The sequence below is a fragment of the Streptomyces sp. NPDC093510 genome, assembly GCF_040683555.1.
Classification (GTDB): domain Bacteria; phylum Actinomycetota; class Actinomycetes; order Streptomycetales; family Streptomycetaceae; genus Streptomyces.
In genome coordinates this window covers 172,955-198,058 of the sequence record NZ_JBFBEE010000001.1, presented here as the reverse complement: position 1 = coordinate 198,058, position 25,104 = coordinate 172,955, and the positions used below count along the sequence as shown (strand labels likewise).

Here is a 25,104-nt window from a genome sequence, read left to right as displayed (position 1 = left end):
TGGTTGCTTACGTGGGTGGATCGAGGGGCCTCTGTCCGAGGACGTCCCCCCTGCCGCGCCGGTTCCTGCCGTCACGGTTCAGCCGCCGCAAAAGCGCCTCCGCGTCGGCGTGTTCAGGATCCCATGTAAGACACTTCCCCAGGGCCTCGATCGCCTCATCCCGCTCACCGCGCCGGTCCAGTTCCACGGCGTGCCGGAACGTGCGTTCGGCGAGCAGACCGCGTACGCGCACGTTCGTCGGATCGTGGTTGTACGCGCAGTTGAGCCACCGTTCGGCGTCGGCGAAGTGCTCGGGCGCCATGTCCGCCATCGCCGCCGCGCAGTGCACGTCGATCATCGCGTCCAGCATGTCGGCGCCGGCCGGCCTGGTCGCCGCGTCCTGCCAGGCGATGTGGGCGGCCTGCACGGCGTGGTCGTACCGGCCGAGCGACAGAAGGGCCTGAGCGCGGGCGAGCCGGCGTCGCGAGGTGTGGTCGAGGGCCGGCCCCGGAGCGGCCTCGGCGGGAGGGGACGCGGCGGGAGAGGGCGTGGTGGCCAGCGGTGGGGGAGGGCGGTCCAGGCCGTCGAGGAGCTCCCGCGCCTCGGCGATGATCCCGCGCAGCAGCGCGGCGGCCTCGGCCTGCCGCCCCTGCCGGACGAGCAGCCGCGCCTGCCCCATGTCGCGGGAGTCGTGGACCTCGCGTACGGGACCCGCACCCGCATCGCGTACGACACCCGCATCGCGTACGGCCCCCGCATCGCGCCCGGCCCCCGGCCCGCCCGGGAGCCGCGGGTCCGGGGGAGGGCTCGGCGCCGACCCGCGTTCCTCGACCCCCACCAGCGTCGCCGTGAGCGGCGGTGCGTCGGAGAGCGTGTCCTGGGCCGAGGCTGCCGGTTCCAGCGGGCCTTCCTCCAGGGCGGCAGGACCGGACGACGCCGCGCCGCCCGCCAGCCGCACCGCGTGTTTCAGCGCCCCCAGGGCGAGGAGTTCGGGCGGCGCCTGCACGCTCTGACCGCCGAGCCCCGCGACCCGCGAACGCACCTGCTCCATACGGGTGTTGCCACCCACGAGGAGCAGCGTGTCGACGTCCGTCGGCACCATCCCCGACTGGTCGAGCAGCGCCCGGGCGCGGTCGAGGGTGCGCCCCACATGCCGGTCCAGATACGCGTCGAGGTCGGGCCGCGCGATCCGCACCCACAGCGCGGGCCCGGCGCCCAGCTCCAGGTCGAGCACCGCCGCCTCCGGGCCGCCCGGCGCGCCGAGCGCCTCCCGCGCCTCCTGCCCGCGCGCGCGAAGCCCCTGCCAGATCGCCGCGTCGACGCCGGTGACCGAGGCGGCGCCCCGGTGCCTGCGCAGCAGCCGGACCGCAGTCGACAGCGTCTCCGCGTCGAAGGCGCGCCCGCCCGACGTCGCACCGCCCTCGTAGCCGAGGGAGCGGAAGTGGCCGCGCACACTGCGGATCAGGCCGAGCTCGAACCCTTCGTACCCCATGCCGTAGACCAGGCACGTGCCGCTGTCGCGCTCCGTCATGTGGCCGATCACCGCGGCCATGGAGTCGCTGACGAGCCGCGTCGGATCGAGGCCCGCCTCGCGCGCCGCGTCCCGCAGCGCCGCCCGCTGCGCCGAGCCGAACCGCGCGGGCACGCTGATCACGGTCTGCGCCACGCGCCCCGGCGCCGCCGCCTCCACACGCTCGCGCACCGACCGCAGCAGGCGCACCACGACCCGGTCCGCGTCGACCGGCTTCCCCCCGATGTGCACCGGGCGTCCGCTGCCCAGGCGGCTCTTGAGGCTGGGGAACGTCACCGGCAGCTCGCCCACCTCGGCCGGCTCGCACAGCAGCCACGGACCGTCGCCCCACTCCGCGTCGAGGCGCCGCCCCGGCCGGTCCGGCAGGGCGTAGAGCGCGCGGATGCCCGTGGCGCCGAAGTCGATGCCGAGGCTGACGGGCGCCGCCGCCCCCGTCGCAGGGCGCGCCTGTGTCATCCGCCTGCCGTCTCTTCGGCGAACCGCAGGATGCCTTCGTAGTCCGGCTTGTCGGGGAGCGTCGGCACGGCCCGTTCGGACTGGGCGACCGCCACCAGGTTCACGAGGTTGCGTGCCTGCTGGGCGGTCCCCACGCGGTTGCCCTGCCGGTGGGCCTGTTTGACGTACTCGACTGCTTCGTTGATCTGCCGGACCGTCTCCGGCGGCGCGCCCTCGGAGGCCAGCTCCGCCTGCCGGAACTGGCTGGCGAGACCGCACTGCCGGTACATGTCGTCGAGCAGCAGTTCGGTGAGGCGTTTGTACTCGCCGCTGTCGCCCATCGCGACCGCCCGCTGCGCCTGCTCGATGTCGCGGCGCACCTTCATCGCCTGCACCGGCTCGATGTAGGGCCCGTACCGCTTCAGGAAGTGGTCGGCCTCCCGCTCGGCGTACCCCAGCTGCTCGCGCAGCACCGCGCTGTCCAGCTCCTCGACGGGCTCGGGCGGTGGCGTGCGCGGCTTCTCCCGGTTGGGGGTGGCCTCCAGGACCATGTCCGTGCCGCGTACGGCGATCTTCACCGTGATGATGCGGTCCGCCGAGTAGTTGAAGGAGACGTCCACCTGGCGGTTGACCTCGATCTCCTGCGGCAGCTCGAACTCGACGACGCCCTGCTCGTGGTTCTCGCTCGCCACCTTGCTGTCGCCCTCGTAGACCGGCACCCGGATGCGGCGGCTGTCGGTGGCGTGGAACGTCCGCTGGCGCGGCTCGGACAGCGGATAGGGCGAGCCGGCCTCGATGATCTCGACGAACACGTCCCGCTGACTGCCCTTGATCGCGGCGATGCCCATCGCCATCGGCGTCGACTCGTACAGCCCCGTGTCGCCCTTGGACCGGCCGTCGGCCAGGCTGCGGCCGCAGGCCCCGCAGGCGTCCGCCCCGTAATCGTTGAGCCTCGCGCACTCCGGGTCCGAGCACTCGACGCCGCGCAGCGTCTCGGCGAGCACGCCCGCGCCGAAGGCGACGCACTCCATGGGGTTGATGTTCCTGCGGACCTTGTCCGCGCCGAAGAACGCCTCGACCGCCTCGTACACGGGACGGGTGAGGGTGCCGCCGCCGACCAGCAGGACGTCGGAGATGTCGTCCGTGGACAGTTCGTAGCGCGCCAGGGACTCCTGGACGAGGCTCATGGTCCTGGCCACCAGCGGCGCGATCATCCCCTGGAACTCGCCGCGCGTCAGCTTCATCTCGACGTCGAGGACGCCGTTCTCGCTGCGGTACGCGGCCGGGATCACGATGTACGTCTCGGGCAGGTCGTTCAGCTCCCGCTTGGCGCGCTCGGCGGCCTTCTTCGCCTGGAACAGGAACGCCTTGTCGGTGGCCGGGTCCACGTGGTGCTCCTCCCGCATCCACGCGATGATCCGCTCCACGATCGCCAGGTCGAAGTCGTCGCCGCCCAGCCAGATGTCACCGGCCGCCCGCAGCACCTGGAACTGGCTCCTGCCCTCCTGGTCCTTGACCGCGTTGAGGACCGAGATGTCGAAGGTGCCGCCGCCCAGGTCGTAGACGAGCACCCGGCTGCGGGCGCCGCCCGGCTTGTGCAGGCCGAAGGCGACCGCGGCCGCCGTCGGCTCGTCGACGATCTTCTTCACCACCAGGCCCGCCTTCTCGGCGGCCTCGCGCGTGGCGGCGCGCTGCGCGTCCCGGAAGTAGGCGGGCACGGTGATCACGGCGTGCGTCACGGGCTCGCCGAGGACCCGGGATGCGTCCCTGACCAGCTTGTCCAGGATCACGCTGGAGATCTCCGCGGGGGTGCGGGCGCGCCCGCCGAGCAGCACGTACGCGCGCGGGTCCTCGTCGGGCCCCTCGACGATCTCGTAGCTCATCCGGTCGCGGGCCCGCGCCACCGACGCGTCGGCGAAGTCCCGGCCCATCAGGCGCTTCACGGAGACGATGGTCTCCTTGGGCTGCCTGATCGCCCAGTTCAGCGCGTCCTCGCCGACCAGTGGCTGGTCCCTGCCGTCGCGGTGCACGACGCCGACCACGGACGGCGTGAGCCGCTCGCCCTTGCTGTTGGTGAGCACCGCGATGTCCGCCCGGTGCGGATCGTGGGCGGCGACCGCGCTGTTCGTGGTGCCGAGGTCGATGCCGATGGCCTTCATTCCCGCTCCGTCCCTTGCTCCGTGCCGCCGTCGACGGCGACGACCACCCGGGCGGCGCGCAGCACGTGCCCCCGGTACCGATATCCGCGCCGCAGAACCTCCAGGACCTCGTCGCCCGCCGCTCCGGGCGGTGCCGCGCGGACGTCGGCGACGTGGTGCGTGGCCGGTTCGGCCCGCTCGCCGACGCGCCCCACGCGTTCGAGCCCCTCCTCGGCCAGGTCTCTCTCCAGCTGTGCGGCGATCAGCGCCAGACTCCCGCGGTACGTCTCCACATCGCTCGCCGCGCCGTCGGCGAGGAGCCGGTCGAAGGAGTCGAGGGCGTCCGCCAGGCGCAGCAACAGCCGCTCGGTGAGCGCGCGGTGGGCGGCGTCGCGGGCGGCGAGGTCGCGGGCGTGCTCGTAGGCGAGCCGGGCCGTCGGGTCAGACATCAAAGCGGATCAGGTCGTCCAGGAGGCGCGCGGTGGCCTCCGGGAGCGGGCCGGGGGGCGGGTCCTGAGGTCCGGGCGGGTCCGGTACGGCGGCCGTCGACCGGTCGATGTCCGCCACCGCCAGGGGGATGTCGGCGGCCGGGTCCACCCCGTACAGGAACAGGTCGACGAGGAGTCTGCGGCGCACGCCGCGCAGCTCGTCCCACGCCTGCTGGGTGACCGGCGTCATCAGGTGCCGGGCCAGCAGCTCGAAGGAGACGTCCTGCATGTCCTTGTGGGACGTCCAGGGGGTCACGCCCGCCGGGGCGAGCAGGTCGTAGGGGGAGGGGCCGCCCCCGTCGGCGGAAGGGTCCTTGATCACGTGACGCTTCTTCCTTCTTCCTTCTCGTACGCCTTGGTCCCTGGGGTGAGTTCGGTGAGCCAGCGGTGCACCGCGTCGAGCAGGGCGCGTCTGATCCGGCTGTCGGTGGGCTCCGCGCGGGTGGCGCGGATGAGGTGGTGCAGGGCCCACAGGATGTCGCCGCCGCGCAGCGCCCGCTCGGCCCGGTCCGTCAGCTCCGCCGCCCAGCCCGCCAGATCGTCGTCGTCGGGCGGCGGCTCCTGGCCGTCGCTGCGGATCAGCTCGCCCATGCCCTCGACGCCGAGGTGCCGGGTGAGCAGCTTCTCCATCTCGTCGAGCGCCTCGCCGAGCGTCTCGCGGTAGCGGTGCGTCAGCGCCTGGCCCAATCCGACGTCGAGGAGGCCGAGCGCCTCGTGGAGCAGCTTCAGGCGCGCCGGGACCTCGTACGTCCGCTCGTCGAGTGTGAAGACGAAGGCACGCGCGAGGTTGTCGCGGGCGTGGCTCGACTCCGGGTTGAGGGCGAGGGCCCGGCGCAGGTCGGTCTCCGCGCCGTGCATGTCGGAGCGCATGCCGTGCTTGGTGCGGGTGTAGCCGCGCCACACACCCCGCATGGACAGCAACGCCGAGAGTTTCGCGTGCAGTTGGCTGAGCAGCTCCCGGTCGAGCGGGTGCAGCACGGTGAGGGCCGACTCGACGAGTGTGACGGCCTCGTCCAGGCAGCCGCCGAGCTGGACGCCCTCCTCGTCGGTGAGCGCCTCGACCCGGCCGAGCACGGTGCGGATGACCGCCTTCTTGGAGCGGGCCTGCATCCCGGCGTTGCGGGACACCTTCACCAGCTCGCCCCAGTGCGCCAGCGCCTCGTCGAGCCCGCCGTCACCGCGCGTCAGGGCCGTCCTCGCGAGTGCGAGGCGGACGTGCACGGAGAGCTCGACGCCGTCCTGGAGGAGCCGGGCGTGCCGCCGCGGCAGGCGTACGTACGCGGGATTGCGCCGCAGGAAGTCCCGGCAGTGCCCGCACTCCTCGGTGTGCGCCGCCTGCGACGCGGGCCCGGCGCAGTCGTCCGGCAGGGTGGTCAGGGTGGCGAAGGCGGGCAGCGACCGCAGCGCGGCCTCGAACTTCCGCACCTCCGAGAGCGCGAAGCTCCGCGCCAGCTCCGAGAAGGCCCAGCGCAGTTCCCGTACCGCGTACTCGCCCGGGTCCCTGCCCTGCTGGGCGGCCGCGTCGAGACCCGCGGCGAGCTCCGCGAGGGGTTCCTGGAGGCGCAGCAGCCGCAGATAGCGCGGCCCGCAGGCCAGGGTGGCGCCCGCGCCCGGCACGGACGGCAGGCCGCCCACGTCCTTCAGGACGCGCGCGCCGCCCAGCTCGGACTCCAGCAGCGACGCCAACGCCTGGTAGGCGGCCGCCTGTTGGGGCCGGTCCTGCTCGGTGTGCCGCTGCTCGTAGGCCGACAGCTGCCCGAAGAGGTGCTGGCTGAGCTCCCAGCGCAGCGACGCCATGTCGTCGTGCGTCAGGTCGCGTTCGTAGGCGAGGGCGCGTTCGACGCGCCAGCCGTCCCAGTACTCGTCGTCGCTGAGCAGCGTCGCCCAGTACGCGAGCGCCGACTCCCAGGCGTGCACGGCGTGTTCCCACGCCCCGCTCTGCTCCAGCTCCTGCGCCTGCCACAGCCGGGCCGCGGCGAGCCCGTGCACCACGGCCATGTCGCCGGGCGCCGCCTTCAGGCGCCGCTCCCACTCGGCGGCGGCCGCCTCCCGGTCCCGGGCGAGCAGGAGCAGCAGCGGGGCGTCCTGCGGGGAGCGCTCGCACAGCGCGTCGAGGAGGCCGTGCCCCTCGTCCGGGGAGAGCGTGGCGAGCGCGTCCCGCAGCGCGGCGGGCGAGTGCCACCGGTAGAGCAGGGCGTCGAGCTGAAGGCGCCGCCCCGGCAGCCGCAGCCGCTCCAGGGCGACGCGCTCGTGCCACGACATGGAGCCGCGCTCCAGGAGGGCGTACGACGCGTTCTTGACCACGTCCATGGAGGCGCCGGGGTCGACCCCCGCGTCCCGCAGGGCCAGATACGGGAACGTCCGGTCCCGCACCGCGAAGGGGTCGGCCACCAGGGGAGAGCTGGTCAGCCCGTCCGCCCAGGGCAGCAGCCCGACGAGCCGCCGCAGCCTGCGGCACCGCACGTCCGCCCGGTCGAGGGCGCCGCCCGCCCTCTCGTACGCGGCGACGGCGGCGCTCCACCGCCCCGCGGCCTCCAGCAACCTCCCCTCCGCGTACGCCAGATGGGCGTCGGCGTCGCGGTGCCCGGGGCACTGCCGGAAGGCGTCGGCGGCCCGCTGCCACTCCTGGTGCGCGTCGGCGAGGCGGCCGCGCGCGTAGGCGGCGACGGCGGGCGCGTCGCGGTGCGTCCCCAGCGCGTCGGCCTCGGCGGCCACGCAGGCCCAGTCCCCCTCGGCCTCGGCGGCCCGCACGCGCGCGTAGCGGCCGCGCGCGGCGACGTCCACGCCCTGTACGTCCTCGCGCTCCAACGCCTCGTACGCCTCGACGACCCGCCGCCAGTCCTCGGCCCCCGCGGCGGTCTCCTCGCCGAGCCGCGCCTGTGCGTGGCGCCGCCGCGCGCCGACGTCGGCCCATCCGTCGTCCATCGGCCGGTAGACGTCGAAGGCCTCCTGCCAGCGCTCGTCTTGCTCGTGGGTGCGGGCGAGGGCGTAGCGGTAGAGGTGGGCGGCCTCGTGGTCGGGGGCGTCGGCGGCGTCCGGGACGCCGTCGGGGAACGCCCGGCCGTGGATGGCGGAGGCCGCCGCCCAGTCGCCGTCCTCCTCCGCCCGGCGGCCCTCGGCCTTGCGGCGCAGCGCCGCCACCGCGCCCTCGCGCGCCGCGTCCGGTACGCCGGTGAGGAGGCTGAGGACGGCCGCCCAGTCGCCGCGCAGATCGGCGGCGACGCGGGCGCGTGCGTAGAGGCGGCGGACGCCCACCTCGCCGTCCGCGTAACCGTCGGGCAGCCGCCCGAACCCGTCGATGACGCCGTTCCACTCACCGCGCGCGTCGGCGGCCCGCCCGCGCGAGTACAGCACCCGGTCGGGCACGTCCGACACGTCGGACGGCAGCCCGCCGAACAGCGCGAGCGCCTCGTCCCACTGCCCCCGCGCCTGACAGAGACGGCCCCGCGCGTAGGCGCACAGGTCCCGCGCGTCGGCGGGAACGTGCCCCGCCGCCTCCGGGCCCCCGACGCTCCCGCACTCCTCGAAAGCCTTGGCCGCGACCTCCCAGTCCTCCGCGGCCGCCGCCGACCGGCCCTGCGCGTAAGCCCTCAGGGGGCGGGTGGCGCGGAAGCCGTCCGGCAGGGGAGCGAGATGGGAGAGCACGGCCGGCCAGTCCGCGGCGTCCGCGCGGGCCAGCGCCGCCTCGTACACGTGCGCGCGCAGGTCGCCGAGGAACGGTTCCGCGTCGCGCCACCCCTGCGCGGCCGCCGCCTCCAGGTCGGCCAGCGCCCCGGCGAAGTGCCCCTGCTCCGCCGCCCGGCAGCCACGCGCGTACAAGAGCCGTACGCCGCTGTCCAGGAAGCCGTCCGCCGCCGCGAAGCTCTCGTGGGCCGCGGTCCACGAGCCGATCAGCTCCGCCGCCCTGCCCGCCGCGTACGCCTCCCACGCGCCGCGCTCGGGCCCCGCCTGCGCGAACGCGTCCCGTGCCGCGGGCCAGTCCCCGAACTCCGCCGCCGCCCGCCCCCGCGCGTACGCCGCCCGCACCGCCGTGTCGTCGAGCCCCGCGCACGCCGCGTACGCTGCCTCGGCCGCCCGCCACTCCTCGCGCGCCTCGGCGGTCCGGCCGTCCACGTAGGAGGACCACGCCGTGGCAGTGCCGTGGCCCGGCCGCAGCGCGAGGACGGCCGCGTAGCCCTGCGCCGCCGCCCCCCAGTCGCCCGCCTGCCGCGCCCGGTCGGCGGCCTCGCAGGTGCGGGCCACGTGCAGCTCGTCCCGCGCCGCCGCGAGCCGCTCCGGCACGTCCCGCGGCCCGCCGGGCCTGGCGGCGAGCACTTCCTCGTAGCGGCCGATGGCCGTGGCCCAGTCGCAGGACGCCTCCGCGGCGCGCGCCTCCTCGACGAGCGAGGCGAGCCGCCGCAGCCCGGCGACCTCCGCCGCGAGCGCCCCGGGCAGCGGCCCCGGCAGCAGTTGCCGCACGACGTCGAGCTGTGCCTCTGCGCCCGCCGCGTCCCGCTCCCCGGCCAGCAGCACGCACAGCTTCTCCAGCTCGGGCCAGGCCAGTTCGAAGGCTGCCTCGGCGTGCATCCGGCGCTGCTCGTCGGCGTAGCTCTGCGTCGGTGTCCGCAGGATTCGCTGCACCTGCGCCCAGTGCCCGAGGTCGCGCTGGAAGCGGGCCGCGCCGATCAGGACCGCCGAGCCGACATGGCCGAACGGGCTCTGGAAGGTCCGCAGCGCGTCCGCGCCCTCGCGCAGCGGGTCCGCCACCGCCCCGGCCCCGAACTCGTCGTCCCGCACCTCACGCGCCTTGAACAGCCAGCCCTGCCGGCACCCCTCGTGCAGGAACAGCGCGGGCGTCGCCCACTCCACCGCCGTGTGCTCCGGCTGGTGGGAGATGCGCAGCCGCGCGGCGGCGACGGCCTCGTCGACGGTCTTGTTGGCCGCGATGCCCTTCAGCAGCTCGGGGCTGAACGTGCCCGCCGACACGTCGCTGACCCGCCCCCGCATCGCCACCACGGCGGGCACACCCCCGCCGATCAGGGCCTGCGCGAGCCCCGAGAAGGGCTCCAGGTGCGAACTGTCCGCCCCTGAACAGAGGTTGAGGGCGACGAGCCTGAGCCGCCGCGCCTTCAGCAGCATCGCGCTGAGCAGATCCGCGGGCACCCGGTCGACGCCGCCGGTCTCCGTCTCCAGGGCCACCACGCCCTGACCGATCTCCTGGTCGTACGTTCCGTGCGCGATCAGCAGCACCGCCGTGGGGAGTTCGGCGTGCGCGCCGAGCGCCGCCTCCAGGCCCGCGCGCGTCGCCCGCTCCAACACCGCTGTCTGCACGGCCACTTCGGGCAGGTCGTGGCGGAGCGCGGCCACCTCCGCGGCGGCCCGCAGCGGGTCGAGCCCGCTCGGCGACGCGCAGACCACCAGGAGCCGGATCAGGCTGGGCTCGTCCGCGGGTTCGGGCAACCGCTGCCCCAGCGGCCCGCCCGCGAGTGAACGCACCAGTGAATAGCCGTGGTTGAGGGCGAGCGACTGCTGAGGGCTGCCCGGCGGTGCGCAGAGCGACTCCAGGGGGAGGTCGCGCAGCTCGGGCGGCAGGTCGAAGCGGAGTCGCAGCCCGCGCGCCGGACGCATCCGCTGGGCGCGGTCGAGCGCCGCGTCGACACACACGCCGACATGGGCCCCGACCCCCTCGCAGGACTCGTCCGCGCTGTCCTCCTGCGCACCGGTGTCGCCGAACAGCAGCCGGAAGACGCCCCGGCCGAGCGCCCGCAACCGCGTCACGGTGTGCTGCTCGCCCATCGGCTCCAGGCCGAGTTCCGCCGAGATCAGCCGGTCCCACTGCTCGCGGAACGCCGCGGGCTCCCCGCCGACCGCGATGACCTCCGCCGCGCACGCCGGGCCGTTGGCGGTCACGAGATAGCGGGCCGCGCCGACGCGGCGGACCCGGATGCGCAGTTCCTCGTAGGCGAGCACGGCCGTCACTGCTCGCTCTCGTCGGGCTGCCACATGACGTGGTCGAGGTCGGCGACCGCGGCCTCCCGCTGCTCCTCGAGGTCCGGGTCGTCGGGGAAGAGCGCGAGCGCCGCGGTGAGCCGGTCGACGGCCTCGCGCAGGGTCACCCGCGCGCCCGACAGGCTGCCGGAGCTCCAGCGGGCCCCGGCGAGCCCACGCAGCACGGCGCCGAGGCTGACCTGCGCCCGCAGCAGATGCGGGTTGAACGCGACGGAGCGGCGCAGATCGGCGGCGGGCTGGTCCAACAGCGCCTCCTCGTCGTTGGCGACGGAGATCCCGCGGTCGGCCAGCACCCGCGCGAGCTGGCCTTCCAGGCGCGCCCGCGCGTTGGCGCCGATGACCGAACGGGTCATGTCGAGCGTGTCCACGGCGAGACTCAGCCGCCCCTCGCGGTGTGCGGCGCGCGCCGCGCCGAGCGCCATGTCGACGACGGCGGTCTGCGTCTCGCGGTAGCGGTCCAGCTCCCTGCTGTGCACCAGCGCGCGCCGCCAGTACGCGGCCGCCGCCCCGAAGTCAGGCCGGACGGCGGCCAATTCGGCGCGTCCCATGCTGAGCCGCGCTTCCAGGGCCAGCCCGCGCGCGTCGAGGGAGAGCCTGCGGTGCTTGTCCGGGAGACCGGCGTAACCGGGGTTCAGCTCGTCGAAGCGCGCACATCCCGGTTCGCACACGGCCGCCGCCCCGGGCCCGCCGCCCGCCCGGCAGCCGGGGCAGCGCAGCTCGGAGAGCGCGGCGAGGGCGTCGGCCGCCTTGTCCTGGCCCAACAGGAGCTGTGCGAAGCCGAGTTCGGAGAAGGCGTAGGTGAGGGACGGGTACGAAGAGGCCGCGGGCGCGGCGGACGCGGCGGACGCTGCGGACGCCGCGTCCCGCGCGGCGGCGAAGGCGCCGAACTCCGCCGATCTGCCGAGCTCCGCGATGCGCAGCGGCCCGCAGAACAGCGGGCCCCCGCCGCCTCCCGCGGACGGGAGACCGCCGACGGCCGCGAGCAGCTTCGCGGCGTCGGCCTCGCGCTGGAGCAGCGGTCCGGGCGCGACGCGGGCGGTGGCGCCGTCGTCGGGCATGCGCCGTTCGAGCACCTCGCGGACCCCGGCGCGCAGGGCGGGCATCAGGGAGGGGTCGACGGGGACGCCGTACCGCCGGGCGGCCGTGGTCAGGGCGTGCTCCCAGAACCCGGCGTCGTGCAGCAGGGCGGCCCAGGCGGCGACACACCGCTCCCACAGCGAACTGCCCTCTTTAGGTGGCGAGTTGAGGAGCGCGACGGCGAGAGTGTGGGTGACCCGGTGGTCGGCGGGGTCGTGCCGGACCGCGTCGTCGAGCAGCGCGAGCGCGGCGGCGCGTCGGCCGCTCCGCACCAGCGCCACGGCGTGCAGCGGGACGAAGGACCAGGGCGTGGGGTCGAGCCCGCGCGCGGCGTCGATCAGCTCTCCGGCCCGCAGTCCGTTCCTTCCATCGTGAGTCCCCGTCCCTGCGTCGGGAGTCCCCGCCCCTTCGTCATGAGTCTTCGTCCCCTCACCGAGAGCCCCCGGCGCGGTGAGGGCCGCCCTGCGGAGCCGCAGCGCGACCTCGCGCGCGGAGCGGCCCGACAGAGCCGCCTCGACCCAGCGGGCCTCGTCGTCGAGGGGCGCGGCCAGGGCGGCGGTGCGCAGATCGCTGAGCGCGGCGGCCACGTCGCCCGCGCGGGCGCGGACGTAGGCGCGCTGGACGAGGCTGCGGCTGTGCGGGACGGCGCAGGCGAGGGACGCGGTGAGGTGGCGCTCCGCCGCGGCGAGGTCCCCGCGGTGCGCGGCCGCACAGCCCAGCCAGTGCAACGGTCCCGCGGCCGCAGGGCGCAAGGCACGCGCCCGCTCGAACTTGGCCTCGGCGGCGGCGATCTCTGCGCGGGCGAGCAGGACGCGCCCCGTCCCGGTCAACGCCCGCGCGGCGAGGCGCGCGCACCCGGTCGCGTCGTCGGTGACGGTGTCCCCCGCGGCCGTGGCGGCGACGTCCTCTGTGGTGCTGTCGCCCGTTTGCGCCCCGATCAGTGCGAGCGCGTGCCGGAAGTGGTGTTCCGCAGCCGTCGTGTCGCCCCTCGACAGTGCCGACTCGCCGTCGGCGCACGCCTGTCCGGCTTGGGTCAAGTCCGTACTCGCGGTCCGCGCAGTCACCTTCACCCCCCGATCCGCGGCGGCGGGACCACCGCGTCCTCCGGCCGGCGGGTCAGCCGGCGGCCTCGTCAAGGACCGAACGCCAGCGGCCCTGGGCGCGGTCGTAGTGCAGCGGCCCCACCGCGAACTCCCTCAGGTCGAGCGTGGTCAGCGACTCGTACGCCTCGGCGGGCAGATCGGGTTCCAGTACGACGTCGAGTCCGGTGGCCGCGTCCCGCAGCAGCATCGGCCGCGCCTCCCGGGCCTCGCCCAGGGTGCCGGGAGCGGGCGACGCGGGACGCGCCGTCCGTCGTACGACACCCTTGAACGCCTCGTACGCGTCCTTGACGGCTTCCGCGCCGAGGCCGCTGAGGAATGCCTGGAGGGGCAGCGACGCCAGGACGACCCAGGGGATGTCGGCCGCGCCGCGGTGGACGAGGGTGCGACGGACGCGGACCGGCGGGGCGCCGAGCCCGTCGAACGCGGCGACCAGCTCCTGGCGCAGCTCTTCGGGAACCTCTCGGTCCAGGAGCAGCTCCGCTCGCGGCGGCGCATCGGTCATGGAGGTGATTCCTTCCGGGGGCGTGGACGGCAGCCTAGAGGCGTGAGCCGTGCGTAGGCGGCGAAACCGTTGATTCGGTGGGACCGATCCCGGGCGTGGCTCCGGCCGATCCCGGGCGTGGCTCCCGCCGATCCCGGGTGTGGCCCCCGGGCCGGCCCCGGGCATGGCTCCGGGGCGGCGTGAGCGGGTCCGGCGGCGCCGTGGTCCCATACCTCACGCGCCCCCGACGCGCCCCGTGGCGCCCCCGATTCACGCGATGGTGCGATCATGTGCTCCCGTACGGATGCCGGTCGGGGTACCCGGGTAGGGCCGGGCCATGACGCAGCCGTTCGAACTGCCGCACTTCTACATGCCGTACACCGCGCGGCTCAACCCGCACCTGGAGGAGGCGCGGGCGCACTCCTCGGAGTGGGCGCGCGAGATGGGCATGCTGGAAGGTTCCGGCATCTGGGAGCAGAGCGACCTCGACGCGCACGACTACGGCCTGTTGTGCGCCTACACCCACCCGGACTGCGACGGCCCCGCACTGTCGCTGATCACCGACTGGTACGTGTGGGTCTTCTTCTTCGACGACCACTTCCTGGACATGTACAAACGCACCCAGGACCGCGCGGCGGGCAAGGCCCATCTGGACCGCCTGCCCCTCTTCATGCCGATGGACCTCTCGACGCCCGTGCCCGAGCCCCGCAACCCCGTGGAGGCGGGCCTCGCCGACCTGTGGGCGCGCACGGTGCCCGCGATGTCCAAGGACTGGCGCCGCCGCTTCGCCGAATCCACGGAGCACTTGCTCAACGAGTCGATGTGGGAGCTGTCCAACATCAACGAAGGGCGGATCGCCAACCCCGTCGAGTACATCGAGATGCGCCGCAAGGTGGGCGGTGCCCCCTGGTCGGCGGGCCTCATCGAGTACGCGACCGCCGAAGTGCCCGCCGCCGTGGCACGGTCCAGGCCGCTGCGGGTGCTCATGGAGACGTTCAGTGACGGCGTCCACCTGCGGAACGACCTCTTCTCGTACCAGCGCGAGGTCCAGGACGAGGGCGAGCTCAGCAACGGAGTGCTCGTCCTGGAGACCTTCTTCGACTGCACCACCCAGGAAGCCGCCGACACCGTCAACGACATCCTGACCTCACGGCTGCACCAGTTCGAGCACACGGCCGCCACCGAAGTGCCCGCCCTCGCCCTGGAGAAGGGCCTCACCCCGCCCGAACTCGCCGCGGTCGCCGCGTACACGCGGGGCCTGGAGGACTGGCAGTCGGGCGGCCACGAGTGGCACCTGCGCTCCAGCCGGTACATGAACGAGGGCGCGCTCGACAGCTCACCGCTCGCCGGGCCCACCGGCATCGGGACCTCGGGGACCGACATGGGCGCACTGCTCGCGGCCGCCGGGGCGGAGCGGCTGCGGTCCTTCACCCACGTCCCCTTCCAGAAGGTGGGCCCCTCCCAGATCCCCGACCTGTACATGCCGTTCCCGCTGCGGCTCAACGCGGGCCTGGACGCCTCGCGAAAGACACTCACCGGGTGGTCGCACGCGATGGGCATCCTGGGGGAGGGTGTCTGGGACGAGGACAAGCTCGACGCGAACGACCTGCCGCTCTGCGCCGCGGGACTCGACCCCGACGGCTCGCAGGAGGCCCTCGACCTCAGCTCGCAGTGGCTGGCCTGGGGCACCTACGGAGACGACTACTACCCCCTGGTCTTCGGCCACCGCCGCGACCTCGCCGCCGCGAAGCTCTGCACGGAACGCCTCAACGCGTGCATGACCCTCGCGGGGGAGCCCGTCCAGGAGCCCACGAACGCCATGGAGCGCGGCCTCCTCGACCTGTGGCGGCGCACGACCCGCGACATGACCGACGCGCAGCGCCGGACGCTCCGGGACGCCGTGGGGGTCATGACGGAGAGCTGGGTGTGGGAGGTCTTCAACCAGCTGTACAACCGCGTCCCCGACCCCGTCGACTACCTGGAGATGCGCCGCGCCACCTTCGGCTCCGACCTCACCATGAGCCTGTGCCGGATGGGCCACGGCCCCGCCGTGCCGCCCGAGATCTACCGCAGCGGCCCCGTCCGCTCCCTCGAGAACGCCGCCATGGACTACGCGATGCTCGTGAACGACATCTTCTCGTACCAGAAGGAGATCGAGTACGAGGGCGAGATCCACAACGGCATCCTGGTCGTCCAGAACTTCTTCGGCTGCGACTACCCGACCGCACTGCGTGTCGTCCACGACCTGACGACGCAGCGCATGCGGCAGTTCGAGCACGTCGCCGCGCACGAGTTCCCCGTCCTGTACGACGACTTCGCGCTGTCGCGGGAGGCGCGCGCGGCCATGGACGGCTATGTGGCGGACCTGCGGAACTGGCTGGCGGGCATCGTGAACTGGCACCGCGACTGCCGGCGGTACGGCGCGGAGGACCTGGCGAGGCGCGCGCACGGCTTCGTGCCCGACCGGGTGCCGAGGGTGCCCTCGATCGCCGGTCTGCGCTGATCCGACGGGGCCTCGCCGGACGTGCCGGCCGGGCCCCCTTCGGATGGTTTCATCCGGAATGCAGGGTTCGTGGAACTTCGCCGGTGCGCCAGGAGTCCTCTGGAGTGAAGGCGGCCTTCGAGCGGCCGCGCAACGGGGGATGAACACGGGGGTGTTCCATCGTGACCGACATCATCGAGCGCATCACGGACGGGCTGACGGGCGCTGAGGCCGAGGCGCAGGCGGAGGCGAAGGTCTCCGCCGACGGGGAACTGACGCCGTTCGTGGCGCCGTTGACCGTCCCGCCGGTCCTGCGGCCCGACTCGGCGGACGTGCGGGAAGAGACCGAGATCGCGCTGCGCCCGACCTGGGTGCGCCTGCACCCGCAACTGCCACCCACCCTGATGTGGGGGTATGACGGCTCGGTGCCGGGCCCCACCATCGAGGTGCGGCGCGGACAGCGTATCCGCATCGCCTGGACCAACCGCATTCCGCAGGGCGAGTATCCCGTCACGGCCGTCGAGGTCCCGCGGGCCGACCCGCCGCCCAGCACGCTGCCCGGCCGCGCCGGAGTCGAGCCGAACAAGGACGTGGCGGCCCTGCCCGCCTGGTCGGTGACCCACCTGCACGGCGCCCAGACGGGCGGCGGCAACGACGGCTGGGCGGACAACGCCGTGGGCTTCGGCGACGCCCAGCTCTCCGAGTATCCGAACGACCACCAGGCCGTCCAGTGGTGGTATCACGACCACGCCATGAACATCACGCGGTGGAACGTCATGGCCGGTCTCTACGGCACGTATCTCGTCCGGGACGACGAGGAGGACGCACTCCAACTCCCCTGCGGGGAAAGGGAGATACCGCTGCTGATCGCCGACCGCAACCTCGACACGGACGAGGGCGACAACCGGCTGAACGGCCGTCTCCTGCACAAGACCACCATCGTCGACCCGAAGAACGCGGAGACGGGCAAGCCGGTCTCCCTGCCCTTCACGGGGCCCTACACCACGGTCAACGGCCGCATCTGGCCGTACGCCGACGTGGACGCGGCCTGGTACCGCTTCCGCCTGGTCAACGCCTCGAACGCCCGCATCTACGACCTGGTCCTGGTCGACGAGGACAACAACCCCGTGCAGGGCGTCCTCCACCAGATCGGCAGCGACGGCGGGCTCCTGCCGCGTCCCGTGCCCGTCGACTTCGAAGGGGCCCTCCCGGCGCTCACCGTCGCACCGGCCGAGCGCATGGACCTCCTCATCGACTTCCGAGCGCTGGCCGGGCGGCGGCTGCGGCTGGTCAACAAGGGGCGCGGCCAGCTGCCCGGCGTGCCCGACGTGGCGAACGACGTGCGCTATCCGCAGGTCATGGAGTTCCGGGTGGGCGAGTGCGCCGAGCCGGACACCTTCGAACTTCCCGAGGTCCTCTCGGGTTCGTTCCGGCCCCTCACTCACGACATCCAGCACGGCCACCGGCTGATCGTGCTGACCCCGCCCGCCACGAAGGGCGGCGGCGGCCACCCCGAGATCTGGGAGATGGCCGAGATCAAGGAGCCCGGCGACATCCAGGTCCCGACCGAGGGGATCATCCAGGTGCGCGGCGAGGACGGCAAGGTCAAGACGTACCGCCGGACCGCCCGCACGTTCAACGACGGCCTGGGCATCACCATCGCCGAGGGCAGCCACGAGCAGTGGAGCTTCCTGAACCTCGCGGTGAACCCGCCGGTGCTCCACCCGATGCACATCCACCTGGCGGACTTCCAGCTGCTCGGCCGGGACACGTACGACGTCTCGGGCTTCGACGTCACGATCGGCGGCACCCGCGCACCGGTCGCCGTCGATCCGCGGCGGCCCGTCCCGCTGGCTCCGAACGAGCGCGGCTGGAAGGACGTCTTCCGGGTCCCCGGCGGACAGATGCTGCGCGTCATGGGCAAGTTCGACGGGGCGTACGGCCGGTTCATGTACCACTGCCACTTCCTGGAGCACGAGGACATGGGCATGATGCGGCCCTTCGTGGTGATGCCGAAGGAGGCCCTGAAGTTCGACCACGGCGCGGGGCACGGCGGCGGCCACGGCGGCCACGGAGGCTAGGCGGACACGGGGCTAGGCGGTCACGGAGGCTAGGCGGCCACGCCCGCGTGGTGTACGGCGGCCCGCGCCAGTGCCCGCACGATCGGGTGCGGGCGCGAGTCGTCGCCGCCCAGCTCGGGCTGGAAGAGGGTGGCCAGGAAGAAGGGGTGGCCGGGGAGTTCGGCGATCCGCGGCCGGCCCTCCTCGTCCTCACCCGTGAAGCGCAGCCCGTGTTCGCGCAGCGTGTCGAGGTGGGCGCTCGGGCCGTAGGAGCAGTGGTAGCGCTCGACCGACGTGCGGGCCCCCATGACGGACTCGGCGAGCGAGCCCGGGGCAAGGGTCACCGTGCCCTCGTGGCCGAGCAGCGAGCAGGCGAGCGGAGCGATGAGGAGGTCGTCGGCGCCGGGGTCGTTCTCGGCGTGCGCGACGCCGGTCAGGCCGCACACGTTCCGCGCGTACTCGAGGAGCGTGTGCTGGAAACCGCCGCAGGTGCCGAGGAAGGGCACGCCGTCCTCGCGCGCCGTGCGGATCGCGGCGAGCGCGCCCGCCTCGCTGCGGTAGGGGCTGCCCGGCAGCACCCACACCGCGTCGAAGCCGCGCACGGCGTCCGGCTCCTCGGCGTCCTCGGTCGGAATCCAGTACGCGTCGAGGACGAGGTGGTCCTGGGTGGCGAGGGAGTCGAGGAGGAGCGGGGCGCGGGTGTGGGCGGTGACGTTCGGGGAGCGGTCGCCGACGAGGGCGATGCGGGCGGCGCGGGCTGCGGGGGCGCCGAGGACTGGGGCGTGCGTTGCTGTGGTCATGCCGATCATCCTGGGCGCAGCCCGCAGTTCACGTCCAACGATGAAATCTGCACCCTCCATAAGCGTTCCTGATGACGTACGCGATCCTGGGGAGCATGGACCCGCACCTCCTGCGCACGTACGTGACAGTGGCCCGCCTCGCCTCGTTCTCCGACGCCGCCCGCGAGCTCGGCTACACCCAGTCCGCCGTCTCCCAGCACATCGCCGCCCTGGAACAGGATCTCGGCGCCGCCCTCCTGACGCGACGCCCGGTGGCCCCCACTCCGGCCGGCGCGCGCCTCCTGGAGCACGCGGGCCCCTTGCTGCTGCGGCTGGACGCGGCCCGCGCCGAGGTCGTCCGCATGGCGTCCGCCCCCGAGCACGGCCTGACGCTCGCGGCGACGCCGACCGCGCTGACCCGGCGGACGGTGCGGGCACTGCCACCGGCGGGGGTCACCCTCTCCGTGCTGCCGCGCGACGAGATACCCGCGGCCGTCGCGACCGGCGCCGCCGACCTCGGCCTCGTCGACGGCCTCGCCGCCCCGAGGGACCCCCTGCGGCTGCCGGACGTCGCGCCGCTGACCGCGCGCGGCATCGCGGAGGAGCCCGTCGCCGTACTGCTCCCCGAGGACCACCCGCTGGCCCGCCGCACCGGTCTGCGCCTCGGTGACCTCGTCGACGCCCGCTGGCTGGACGCCCCAGGCACGGCCCTGCCCCTGGCCCAACTCCGCACCGCGGGCGGCACGTCGGGCTTCCGGCCCGCGCTGCGCTACGACGGCACGGATCTGCGCACCCTCGCCGCGCTGGTCGCCGCGGGCCACGGCCTCGCCCTGCTGCCGCGGCCCGTGGCCGCCGAGGCGCCTGGCACGGTCGCAGTGCCGCTGACGGCGCCCCGCGTCGTCCACCGCACGGAGCTCCTCCACGCGGGCGCCCTGCGCGGACCCGCGGCGGCACTGACCGCACAGCTGGACGTCACCCGTTCGTGAGGCGTCGCCGCGGGGTCACTCCGGGTAGAGCTGTGGCCGGAGGCGAGCCATGGATCAGACGACGTTGCGTCCCAAGCCGATGCCGGGTCGGCACCCCGGCCAGAACCTGGGCCCGGCCCCCGGAAAGCGTTTCGGGAGGTTCCCCCGGCCGGGAAGGAGCCGCCGGGCAGGGAAGAACCCCCAGCCCGGCAAGAGCCCCCAACCCGGCAAGAGCCCCCAGCCCGGGAAGAGCCCCCAACCCGGGAAGAGCCACCGGCCGCACGCCGCGAGGCGCCGCGGCAAGAGCCTGAGGACCCTGCTGCTCGGAGTGCTGTTCTCAGCGGTCCTGCTCCTCACGGGCATCGGCCTCGGCACCGTGAGCGCCACCGTCATCGGCATGGGCAAGCTCGCCGACATGCGGGACGAGATGCGGAAGGGCATGCCCGGCGCCGCCGCTCCCGGGGCCGCGACCGCTCCCGGGGCCGGGACCGCACCCGGGGCCGCGACCGGTCCGGGTGCCGCTCCCGGGACCGCGAAGCAACCCGCGCCGAAACCCCCCGCGCCCCCGCAGAAGGGAGGCCCACGTCCGCCCGCCGCCCCCGCCCGCACCGCCACCCTCGGCATCGAGGCCGTCGACGCCACCGCAGGGCCGGGCGCCCTGCTGGTCGGCGTCCACATCCCCGGCCCCGGCCACACCGCGGGCCTGGTGCGCGGCGACACCCTGCTCGCGTTCGGCGGGACCCGCGTCGGCTCGGCGGCCGAACTCGCCTCGGCCGTCGGCGCCGCGCGCCCCGGCAAGGCGGTCACCCTGACGGTGCGCCACATGGGCGGCGGCCGGCAGGTCCTCTCGGTCAGGCCGGGCGTCGTGACGTGACCCGGGTTCGCGCTCGCGGGCCGCCGGGGGCAGGATTCCTGACGTAGACAACAGGAGGTCCTCATGAGCAGCGCGCCCGCGCCCTTCACCGCCGACGACTACCGGACACGCATGGAGCGCGCCGCCGCCACGGCCGCGGACGCGGGTCTCGCGGGCGTCCTCGTCGCCCCGGGACCCGATCTGGTGTGGCTCACCGGGTACCAGCCGACCGCGATCACCGAACGCCTGACGGTCCTCGTGCTCGCCGCAGGCCAGGACCCCGTCCTCGTCGTGCCGACCCTGGAGGCCCCGGACGCCGCGCGCGCCGCCGGCGCCCCCGCCCTCACCCTGCGCGACTGGACCGACGGCAAGGACCCGTACGCCGTCGCCGCGCCCCTCCTGGACGTGTCGGGACGCTTCGGAGTGAGCGACAACGCCTGGGCGATGCACCTCCTCGGCTTCCAGCAGGCGCTGCCCGGCACCTCGTACGTCTCCCTCACCCAGGCGCTCCCGATGCTCCGTGCCGTCAAGGACGCCGCCGAGCTGGAGCGCCTCACGGCGGCGGGCGCGGCGGCCGACGCGGCGTACGAGGAGATCCAGAAGGTGCCCTTCGCGGGCCGCAGGGAGACGGACGTCGCCGGTGACCTCGCGGACCTGCTGCGGCGGTTCGGGCACTCCCAGGTGGACTTCACCGTCGTCGGCTCCGGCCCCAACGGCGCCAACCCGCACCACGAGGCGGGCGACCGCGTCATCGAACGGGGCGACATGGTCGTCCTCGACTTCGGCGGCCTGCTGCACGGCTACGGCTCGGACACCTCCCGCACCGTTCACGTCGGCGAGCCGACCGCCGAGGAGCAGCGTGTCCACGACGTGGTGCGCGAGGCACAGGCGGCCGGGTGCGCGGCGGTGCGGCCGGGCGCCACGTGCCAGGACATCGACCGCGTGGCCCGCGACGTGATCACCGAGTTCGGGTACGGCGAGTACTTCATCCACCGCACCGGGCACGGCATCGGCGTCACCACCCACGAACCGCCCTACATGATCGAGGGCGAGGAGCAGCCGCTCGTGCCGGGAATGTGCTTCTCCGTAGAGCCCGGCATCTATCTGCCGGGACGCTTCGGAGTGCGCATCGAGGACATCGTGACGGTCACCGAGGAGGGCGGGCGGCGGCTGAACGCCACCGCCCGCGAGATGGCGATCGTCAGCTGAGGGCCGTCAGCCGAAGTCCGTGCGGGGGCCCGTGCGCGGTTCGCGGCCCGGGTAGTACGCGAGGACGTTGTACGGGTACGGCAGCGGACGGGCGCTCGCCGTCGTCAGCCGCTCGTGCTGCTCGGGCGTCAACTCCCAGCCCACGCAGCCGAGGTTGTCGGTCAGCTGCTCCACGGACCGCGCCCCGACGATCGGCGCGGTCACCCCTGGCTGCTGGAGGAGCCAGCGCAGCGCCACCTGCGCCGGGGTGCGCCCGGCCTCCTCGGCGACCTCGAGGACGGCGTCGACGACCTGCCAGGTCTCCTCGGTGGCGCGCTCCTCCCAGGAACCCGCTCCCCGCGTGCCCTCGGGCGGTGTCTCCATGCCGCGCCGGAACTTGCCCGACAGCCAGCCGCCGTGCAGCGGGCTGTACGGGATGACGCCGACGCCCTCGGCCGCGCTGAGCGGCAGCAGCTCCCACTCGACCTCGCGCCCGAGCAGGTTGTAGAACGGCTGCAGACAGGAGTACGGCTCCCAGTCGTGCGCCCGCGCCACGTCGAGGGCCTTCTGCAGCTGTGCTCCGGAGTGGTTGCTCGCTCCCAGGTAGCGGACCTTGCCCGCCTTCACGAGGGTGTCCAGGGTGGACAGGGTCTCCTCGACGGGGGTCGTCGCGTCCCACACGTGCGTCTGGTAGAGGTCGATGTAGTCGGTCCCGAGGCGCCGCAGGCTCGCGTCGACCGCCGACACGATGTGCTTGCGGCTCAGCCCGCCGGCGTTCGGCGCGTCGCTCATCGTCGCGAACACCTTGGTGGCGACGACGAGTTCGTCCCTGCGGCGGCCCTTGAGCCAGCGGCCGAGGATCTCCTCGGAGACGCCCCGCCCGTACATGTCGGCCGTGTCGATGAACGTGCCGCCGGCCTCCGTGAACGCGTCCAGCATGCGGTGCGACGTCGCCTCGTCCGCGCCGCTGCCGAACATCATCGCGCCGAAGCAGAGTTCGCTCACGCGCAGCCCGGTCCGGCCCAGGAATCGTTGCTTCATGTTCCGCCTCCCCTTGACAGGCCCCCGTGACGGGGGCGAGGCGATGCTAGGCGGTCGCCAGGATCACGCACGACTCGGCGGGCAGGCGCACCACCCCGTCCGCCGCGGGCGCCTCGACCGGCTCCCACGCGGCGAGCACGCGCGCATGGCGCCCGTCCAGCGGTACGACGACGGGCCGCGCGCCGAAGTTCACGGCGATCCGCAGGTCACCGCGCCGGAACGCGAACCAGCAGGCCGCTTCGTCGTGGGCGACCCGCACCGCCGCCAGATCGGGGTCCGTGAGGTCACCGCGGGAGCGCCGCAGGGCGATCAGTTCGCGGTGCCAGGCGAGCAGCCGCGCGTGGTGGTCCCGGCCGGGCTCCGACCAGTCGAGGCAGGAGCGGTCGCGGGTCCCGTGGTCCTGCGGGTCGGGAATGTCCTCCTCGGCCCACCCGTGCGCCGCGAACTCCCGCCGCCTGCCCCGGCGCACGGCCTCGGCGAGCTCGGGGTCCGTGTGGTCGGTGAAGAACTGCCAGGGCGTCTTGGCCCCCCACTCCTCGCCCATGAACAGCATCGGCGTGAAGGGGCTCGTCAGGGTGAGCGCGGCCGCGCAGGCGAGCAGGCCGGGGGAGAGGGAGGCCGAGAGGCGGTCGCCCTGCGCGCGGTTGCCGATCTGGTCGTGGGTCTGCGCATAGCCCAGGAAGCGGTAGGCGGGCGTCCGCGCGCGGTCCACGGGGCGTCCGTGGGCGCGGCCCCGGAACGTCGAGTACGTGCCGTCGTGGAAGAACCCGCGCGTCAGCGTCTTGCCGAGCGCGGCCAGGGGGGCCCGCGCGAAGTCTTCGTAGTAGCCCTGTGCCTCACCGGTGAGCGCGGTGTGCAGCGCGTGGTGGAAGTCGTCGTTCCACTGCGCGTGCATGCCGAGTCCGCCGCTCGCGCGCGGGGTGACGACCCGCGGGTCGCCGAGGTCGGACTCGGCGATCAGGGAGAGCGGCCTGCCGAGCTCGGCGGCCAGCGCGTCGACGGCCGCGGCCAGCTCCTCCAGGAAGTGGCACGCGCGCGTGTCCCGCAGCGCGTGCACGGCGTCGAGCCGGAGGCCGTCGAGGCGGTAGTCCCGCAGCCAGGCGAGGGCGCTGCCGATCAGATACGCGCGCACCTCGTCCGAGCCGGGCGCGTCCAGGTTGACCGCGGCGCCCCACGGCGTCTGGTGTGTCTCGGTGAAGTAGGGCCCGAACGCGGGCAGATAGTTGCCGGACGGGCCGAGGTGGTTGTGGACGACGTCCAGGACGACGCCGAGCCCGTGCGCGTGCGCCGCATCGACAAATCGTTTCAGCGCCTCGGGCCCGCCGTACGGCTCGTGCACCGCCCACAGCGACACCCCCTCGTACCCCCAGCCGTGCCGGCCGGGGAAGGGGCACAGCGGCATCAGCTCCACGTGCGTGACGCCGAGCTCCGCGAGGTGCCCGAGCCGGTCCGCCGCCGCGTCGAGCGTGCCTTCGCGCGTGTACGTCCCCACGTGCAGCTCGTAGAGGACCGCTTCGCGCACGCCCCGCCCCGCCCAGGGCGTGCGCCACGCGTACCGGTCGTGGTCCACGACGGCGCTCGGCCCGTCGGGACCGTCCGGCTGGCGGCGCGAGCGGGGGTCGGGCAGGACCGGCCCGCCGTCCACCGAGTAGCCGTAGCGCGTACCGTCCTCGGCCTCGGCCCGCGCCGTCCACCATCCCGCGCGGCTCTCGTCGCGCTCCATCGCGTGCGCCGTGCCCGCGCACTCCAGCACGACCTGCCCGGCCTCCGGCGCCCACACTTCGAACCTCACCGACGGTTCTCCCTCGTCCGCTGTCCGTCACACCGTGGGTCCCATGGTGCGTCAGAAGCCGCCGCCACGTGGGGAGAAGTGATCGATCGGCCGCGGAGCCGCCCGATCTGGACACCCGGGGCGCGGGTGGCCGACAATTGCCTGGTGACATCCTCTTTCGAGTTCTCCACGTTCCCGGCGGCCCCCGCGCGGGTGACGGACGCCGAGCGCGACCGGGCGCTGGACGTACTCAGGGAGGGCGCGGCCGTCGGCAGGCTCTCGCACGACACGTTCCTGCGGCGCATGGAGCTCGTCCTCGCCGCCCGCAGGCCCGACGAGCTGGCCGCCCTCACCGACGACCTGCGGACCGAGGGCCGCTGGTCCCGCATGGTGCTCGGCGGGGTGGAGGCGGTCTCCGGGTTCACGGTGAAGCTGCGCAGGGCCTGGCAGGCCGAGCGCCTGCCGAAGCTGCTGCTGCCGTCGCCCGACAGCCCCTACCCGCTGCGGATCGGCCGCGACCCCGCCAACGGCCTGCGGCTCAGCCACGACACGGTCTCCCGCGTCCACGCCGAGCTGCGGCGCCAGGGCGGCATGTGGGTGCTGCGCGACCTCGGCTCGACCAACGGCACGTCCGTCAACGGCCGCAGGGTGACCGGCGCCGCGATCGTCCGGGACGGGGACTCGGTGAGCTTCGGCCGGATGGCGTTCCGCCTCGCGGTGAACTGAGGCCCCCAGCCGACCGAAG

At 74.2% G+C, this 25,104-nt stretch carries 16 protein-coding genes; 6 read left to right on the top strand and 10 right to left on the bottom strand.

What is annotated here, in order from left to right; translation table 11 throughout:
- Positions 1–7: 7 nt before the first annotated feature.
- From AB0N81_RS00755 to AB0N81_RS00725, 7 genes are all read right to left on the bottom strand, one after another.
- Entirely contained in the window at positions 8–1,966 is a 1,959-nt protein-coding gene (locus AB0N81_RS00755; RefSeq protein ID WP_365354406.1) for an Hsp70 family protein, read from the bottom strand.
- Positions 1,963–4,104, bottom strand: a complete 2,142-nt coding sequence (locus tag AB0N81_RS00750) for an Hsp70 family protein (protein WP_365354404.1) — start codon at positions 4,102–4,104, stop codon at positions 1,963–1,965. Before AB0N81_RS00750 ends, AB0N81_RS00755 begins: the two co-directional genes overlap by 4 nt.
- Positions 4,101–4,532, bottom strand: coding sequence for a nucleotide exchange factor GrpE (gene grpE / locus AB0N81_RS00745; protein ID WP_365354403.1), 432 nt, complete (start codon positions 4,530–4,532; stop codon positions 4,101–4,103). The genes AB0N81_RS00750 and grpE overlap by 4 nt, the downstream gene beginning before the upstream one ends.
- Positions 4,525–4,893: a hypothetical protein gene (locus tag AB0N81_RS00740; RefSeq protein WP_365354402.1), complete on the bottom strand. Its 369-nt coding sequence runs from the start codon at positions 4,891–4,893 to the stop codon at positions 4,525–4,527. The genes grpE and AB0N81_RS00740 overlap by 8 nt, the downstream gene beginning before the upstream one ends.
- A complete protein-coding gene (locus AB0N81_RS00735) occupies positions 4,890–10,553 on the bottom strand; it encodes a CHAT domain-containing protein (protein ID WP_365354401.1) in 5,664 nt (1,887 codons plus the stop codon). Before AB0N81_RS00735 ends, AB0N81_RS00740 begins: the two co-directional genes overlap by 4 nt.
- Positions 10,526–12,673, bottom strand: a complete 2,148-nt coding sequence (locus tag AB0N81_RS00730; RefSeq protein WP_365354400.1) for a hypothetical protein — start codon at positions 12,671–12,673, stop codon at positions 10,526–10,528. Before AB0N81_RS00730 ends, AB0N81_RS00735 begins: the two co-directional genes overlap by 28 nt.
- A 79-nt stretch (positions 12,674–12,752) precedes the next feature.
- Positions 12,753–13,241, bottom strand: coding sequence for a hypothetical protein (locus AB0N81_RS00725; protein ID WP_365354399.1), 489 nt, complete (start codon positions 13,239–13,241; stop codon positions 12,753–12,755).
- Positions 13,242–13,557: 316 nt separating this feature from the next.
- Here AB0N81_RS00725 and cyc2 point away from each other — a divergent pair, with 316 nt between their 5' ends.
- A complete protein-coding gene (cyc2, locus tag AB0N81_RS00720; protein ID WP_365354397.1) occupies positions 13,558–15,723 on the top strand; it encodes a germacradienol/geosmin synthase Cyc2 in 2,166 nt (721 codons plus the stop codon).
- Positions 15,724–15,884: 161 nt separating this feature from the next.
- A complete protein-coding gene (gene phsA, locus AB0N81_RS00715) occupies positions 15,885–17,783 on the top strand; it encodes an O-aminophenol oxidase PhsA (RefSeq protein ID WP_365354396.1) in 1,899 nt (632 codons plus the stop codon).
- A 29-nt stretch (positions 17,784–17,812) separates the two neighbouring features.
- Here phsA and AB0N81_RS00710 read toward each other — a convergent pair whose 3' ends face one another.
- Positions 17,813–18,562 (bottom strand): hypothetical protein, encoded by a 750-nt coding sequence (locus tag AB0N81_RS00710; RefSeq protein ID WP_365354395.1) that lies wholly within the window; start codon positions 18,560–18,562, stop codon positions 17,813–17,815.
- A gap of 95 nt (positions 18,563–18,657) precedes the next feature.
- Between AB0N81_RS00710 and AB0N81_RS00705 the strand changes: the two genes are divergently transcribed.
- From AB0N81_RS00705 to AB0N81_RS00695, 3 genes are all read left to right on the top strand, one after another.
- Entirely contained in the window at positions 18,658–19,527 is an 870-nt protein-coding gene (locus AB0N81_RS00705) for a LysR family transcriptional regulator (protein WP_365354823.1), read from the top strand.
- Positions 19,528–19,834: 307 nt separating this feature from the next.
- A complete protein-coding gene (locus tag AB0N81_RS00700) occupies positions 19,835–20,380 on the top strand; it encodes a PDZ domain-containing protein (protein ID WP_365354394.1) in 546 nt (181 codons plus the stop codon).
- Positions 20,381–20,443: 63 nt separating this feature from the next.
- Positions 20,444–21,568, top strand: coding sequence for an aminopeptidase P family protein (locus tag AB0N81_RS00695; RefSeq protein WP_365354392.1), 1,125 nt, complete (start codon positions 20,444–20,446; stop codon positions 21,566–21,568).
- A 6-nt stretch (positions 21,569–21,574) separates the two neighbouring features.
- On the opposite strand, the gene AB0N81_RS00690 is transcribed toward AB0N81_RS00695, so the two are convergent.
- Together AB0N81_RS00690 and treZ are read right to left on the bottom strand one after the other, a co-directional pair.
- Positions 21,575–22,588 (bottom strand): aldo/keto reductase, encoded by a 1,014-nt coding sequence (locus tag AB0N81_RS00690; protein ID WP_365354391.1) that lies wholly within the window; start codon positions 22,586–22,588, stop codon positions 21,575–21,577.
- Positions 22,589–22,634: 46 nt separating this feature from the next.
- The gene (gene treZ, locus AB0N81_RS00685) at positions 22,635–24,380 is read right to left on the bottom strand and encodes a malto-oligosyltrehalose trehalohydrolase (RefSeq protein WP_365354390.1); all 1,746 of its coding nucleotides are present in this window, start codon (positions 24,378–24,380) and stop codon (positions 22,635–22,637) included.
- 144 nt (positions 24,381–24,524) lie between these two features.
- On the opposite strand from treZ, the gene AB0N81_RS00680 reads away from it, so the two are divergent.
- Entirely contained in the window at positions 24,525–25,085 is a 561-nt protein-coding gene (locus AB0N81_RS00680) for a DUF1707 and FHA domain-containing protein (RefSeq protein WP_365354388.1), read from the top strand.
- The last annotated feature ends 19 nt before the right edge of the window (positions 25,086–25,104 follow it).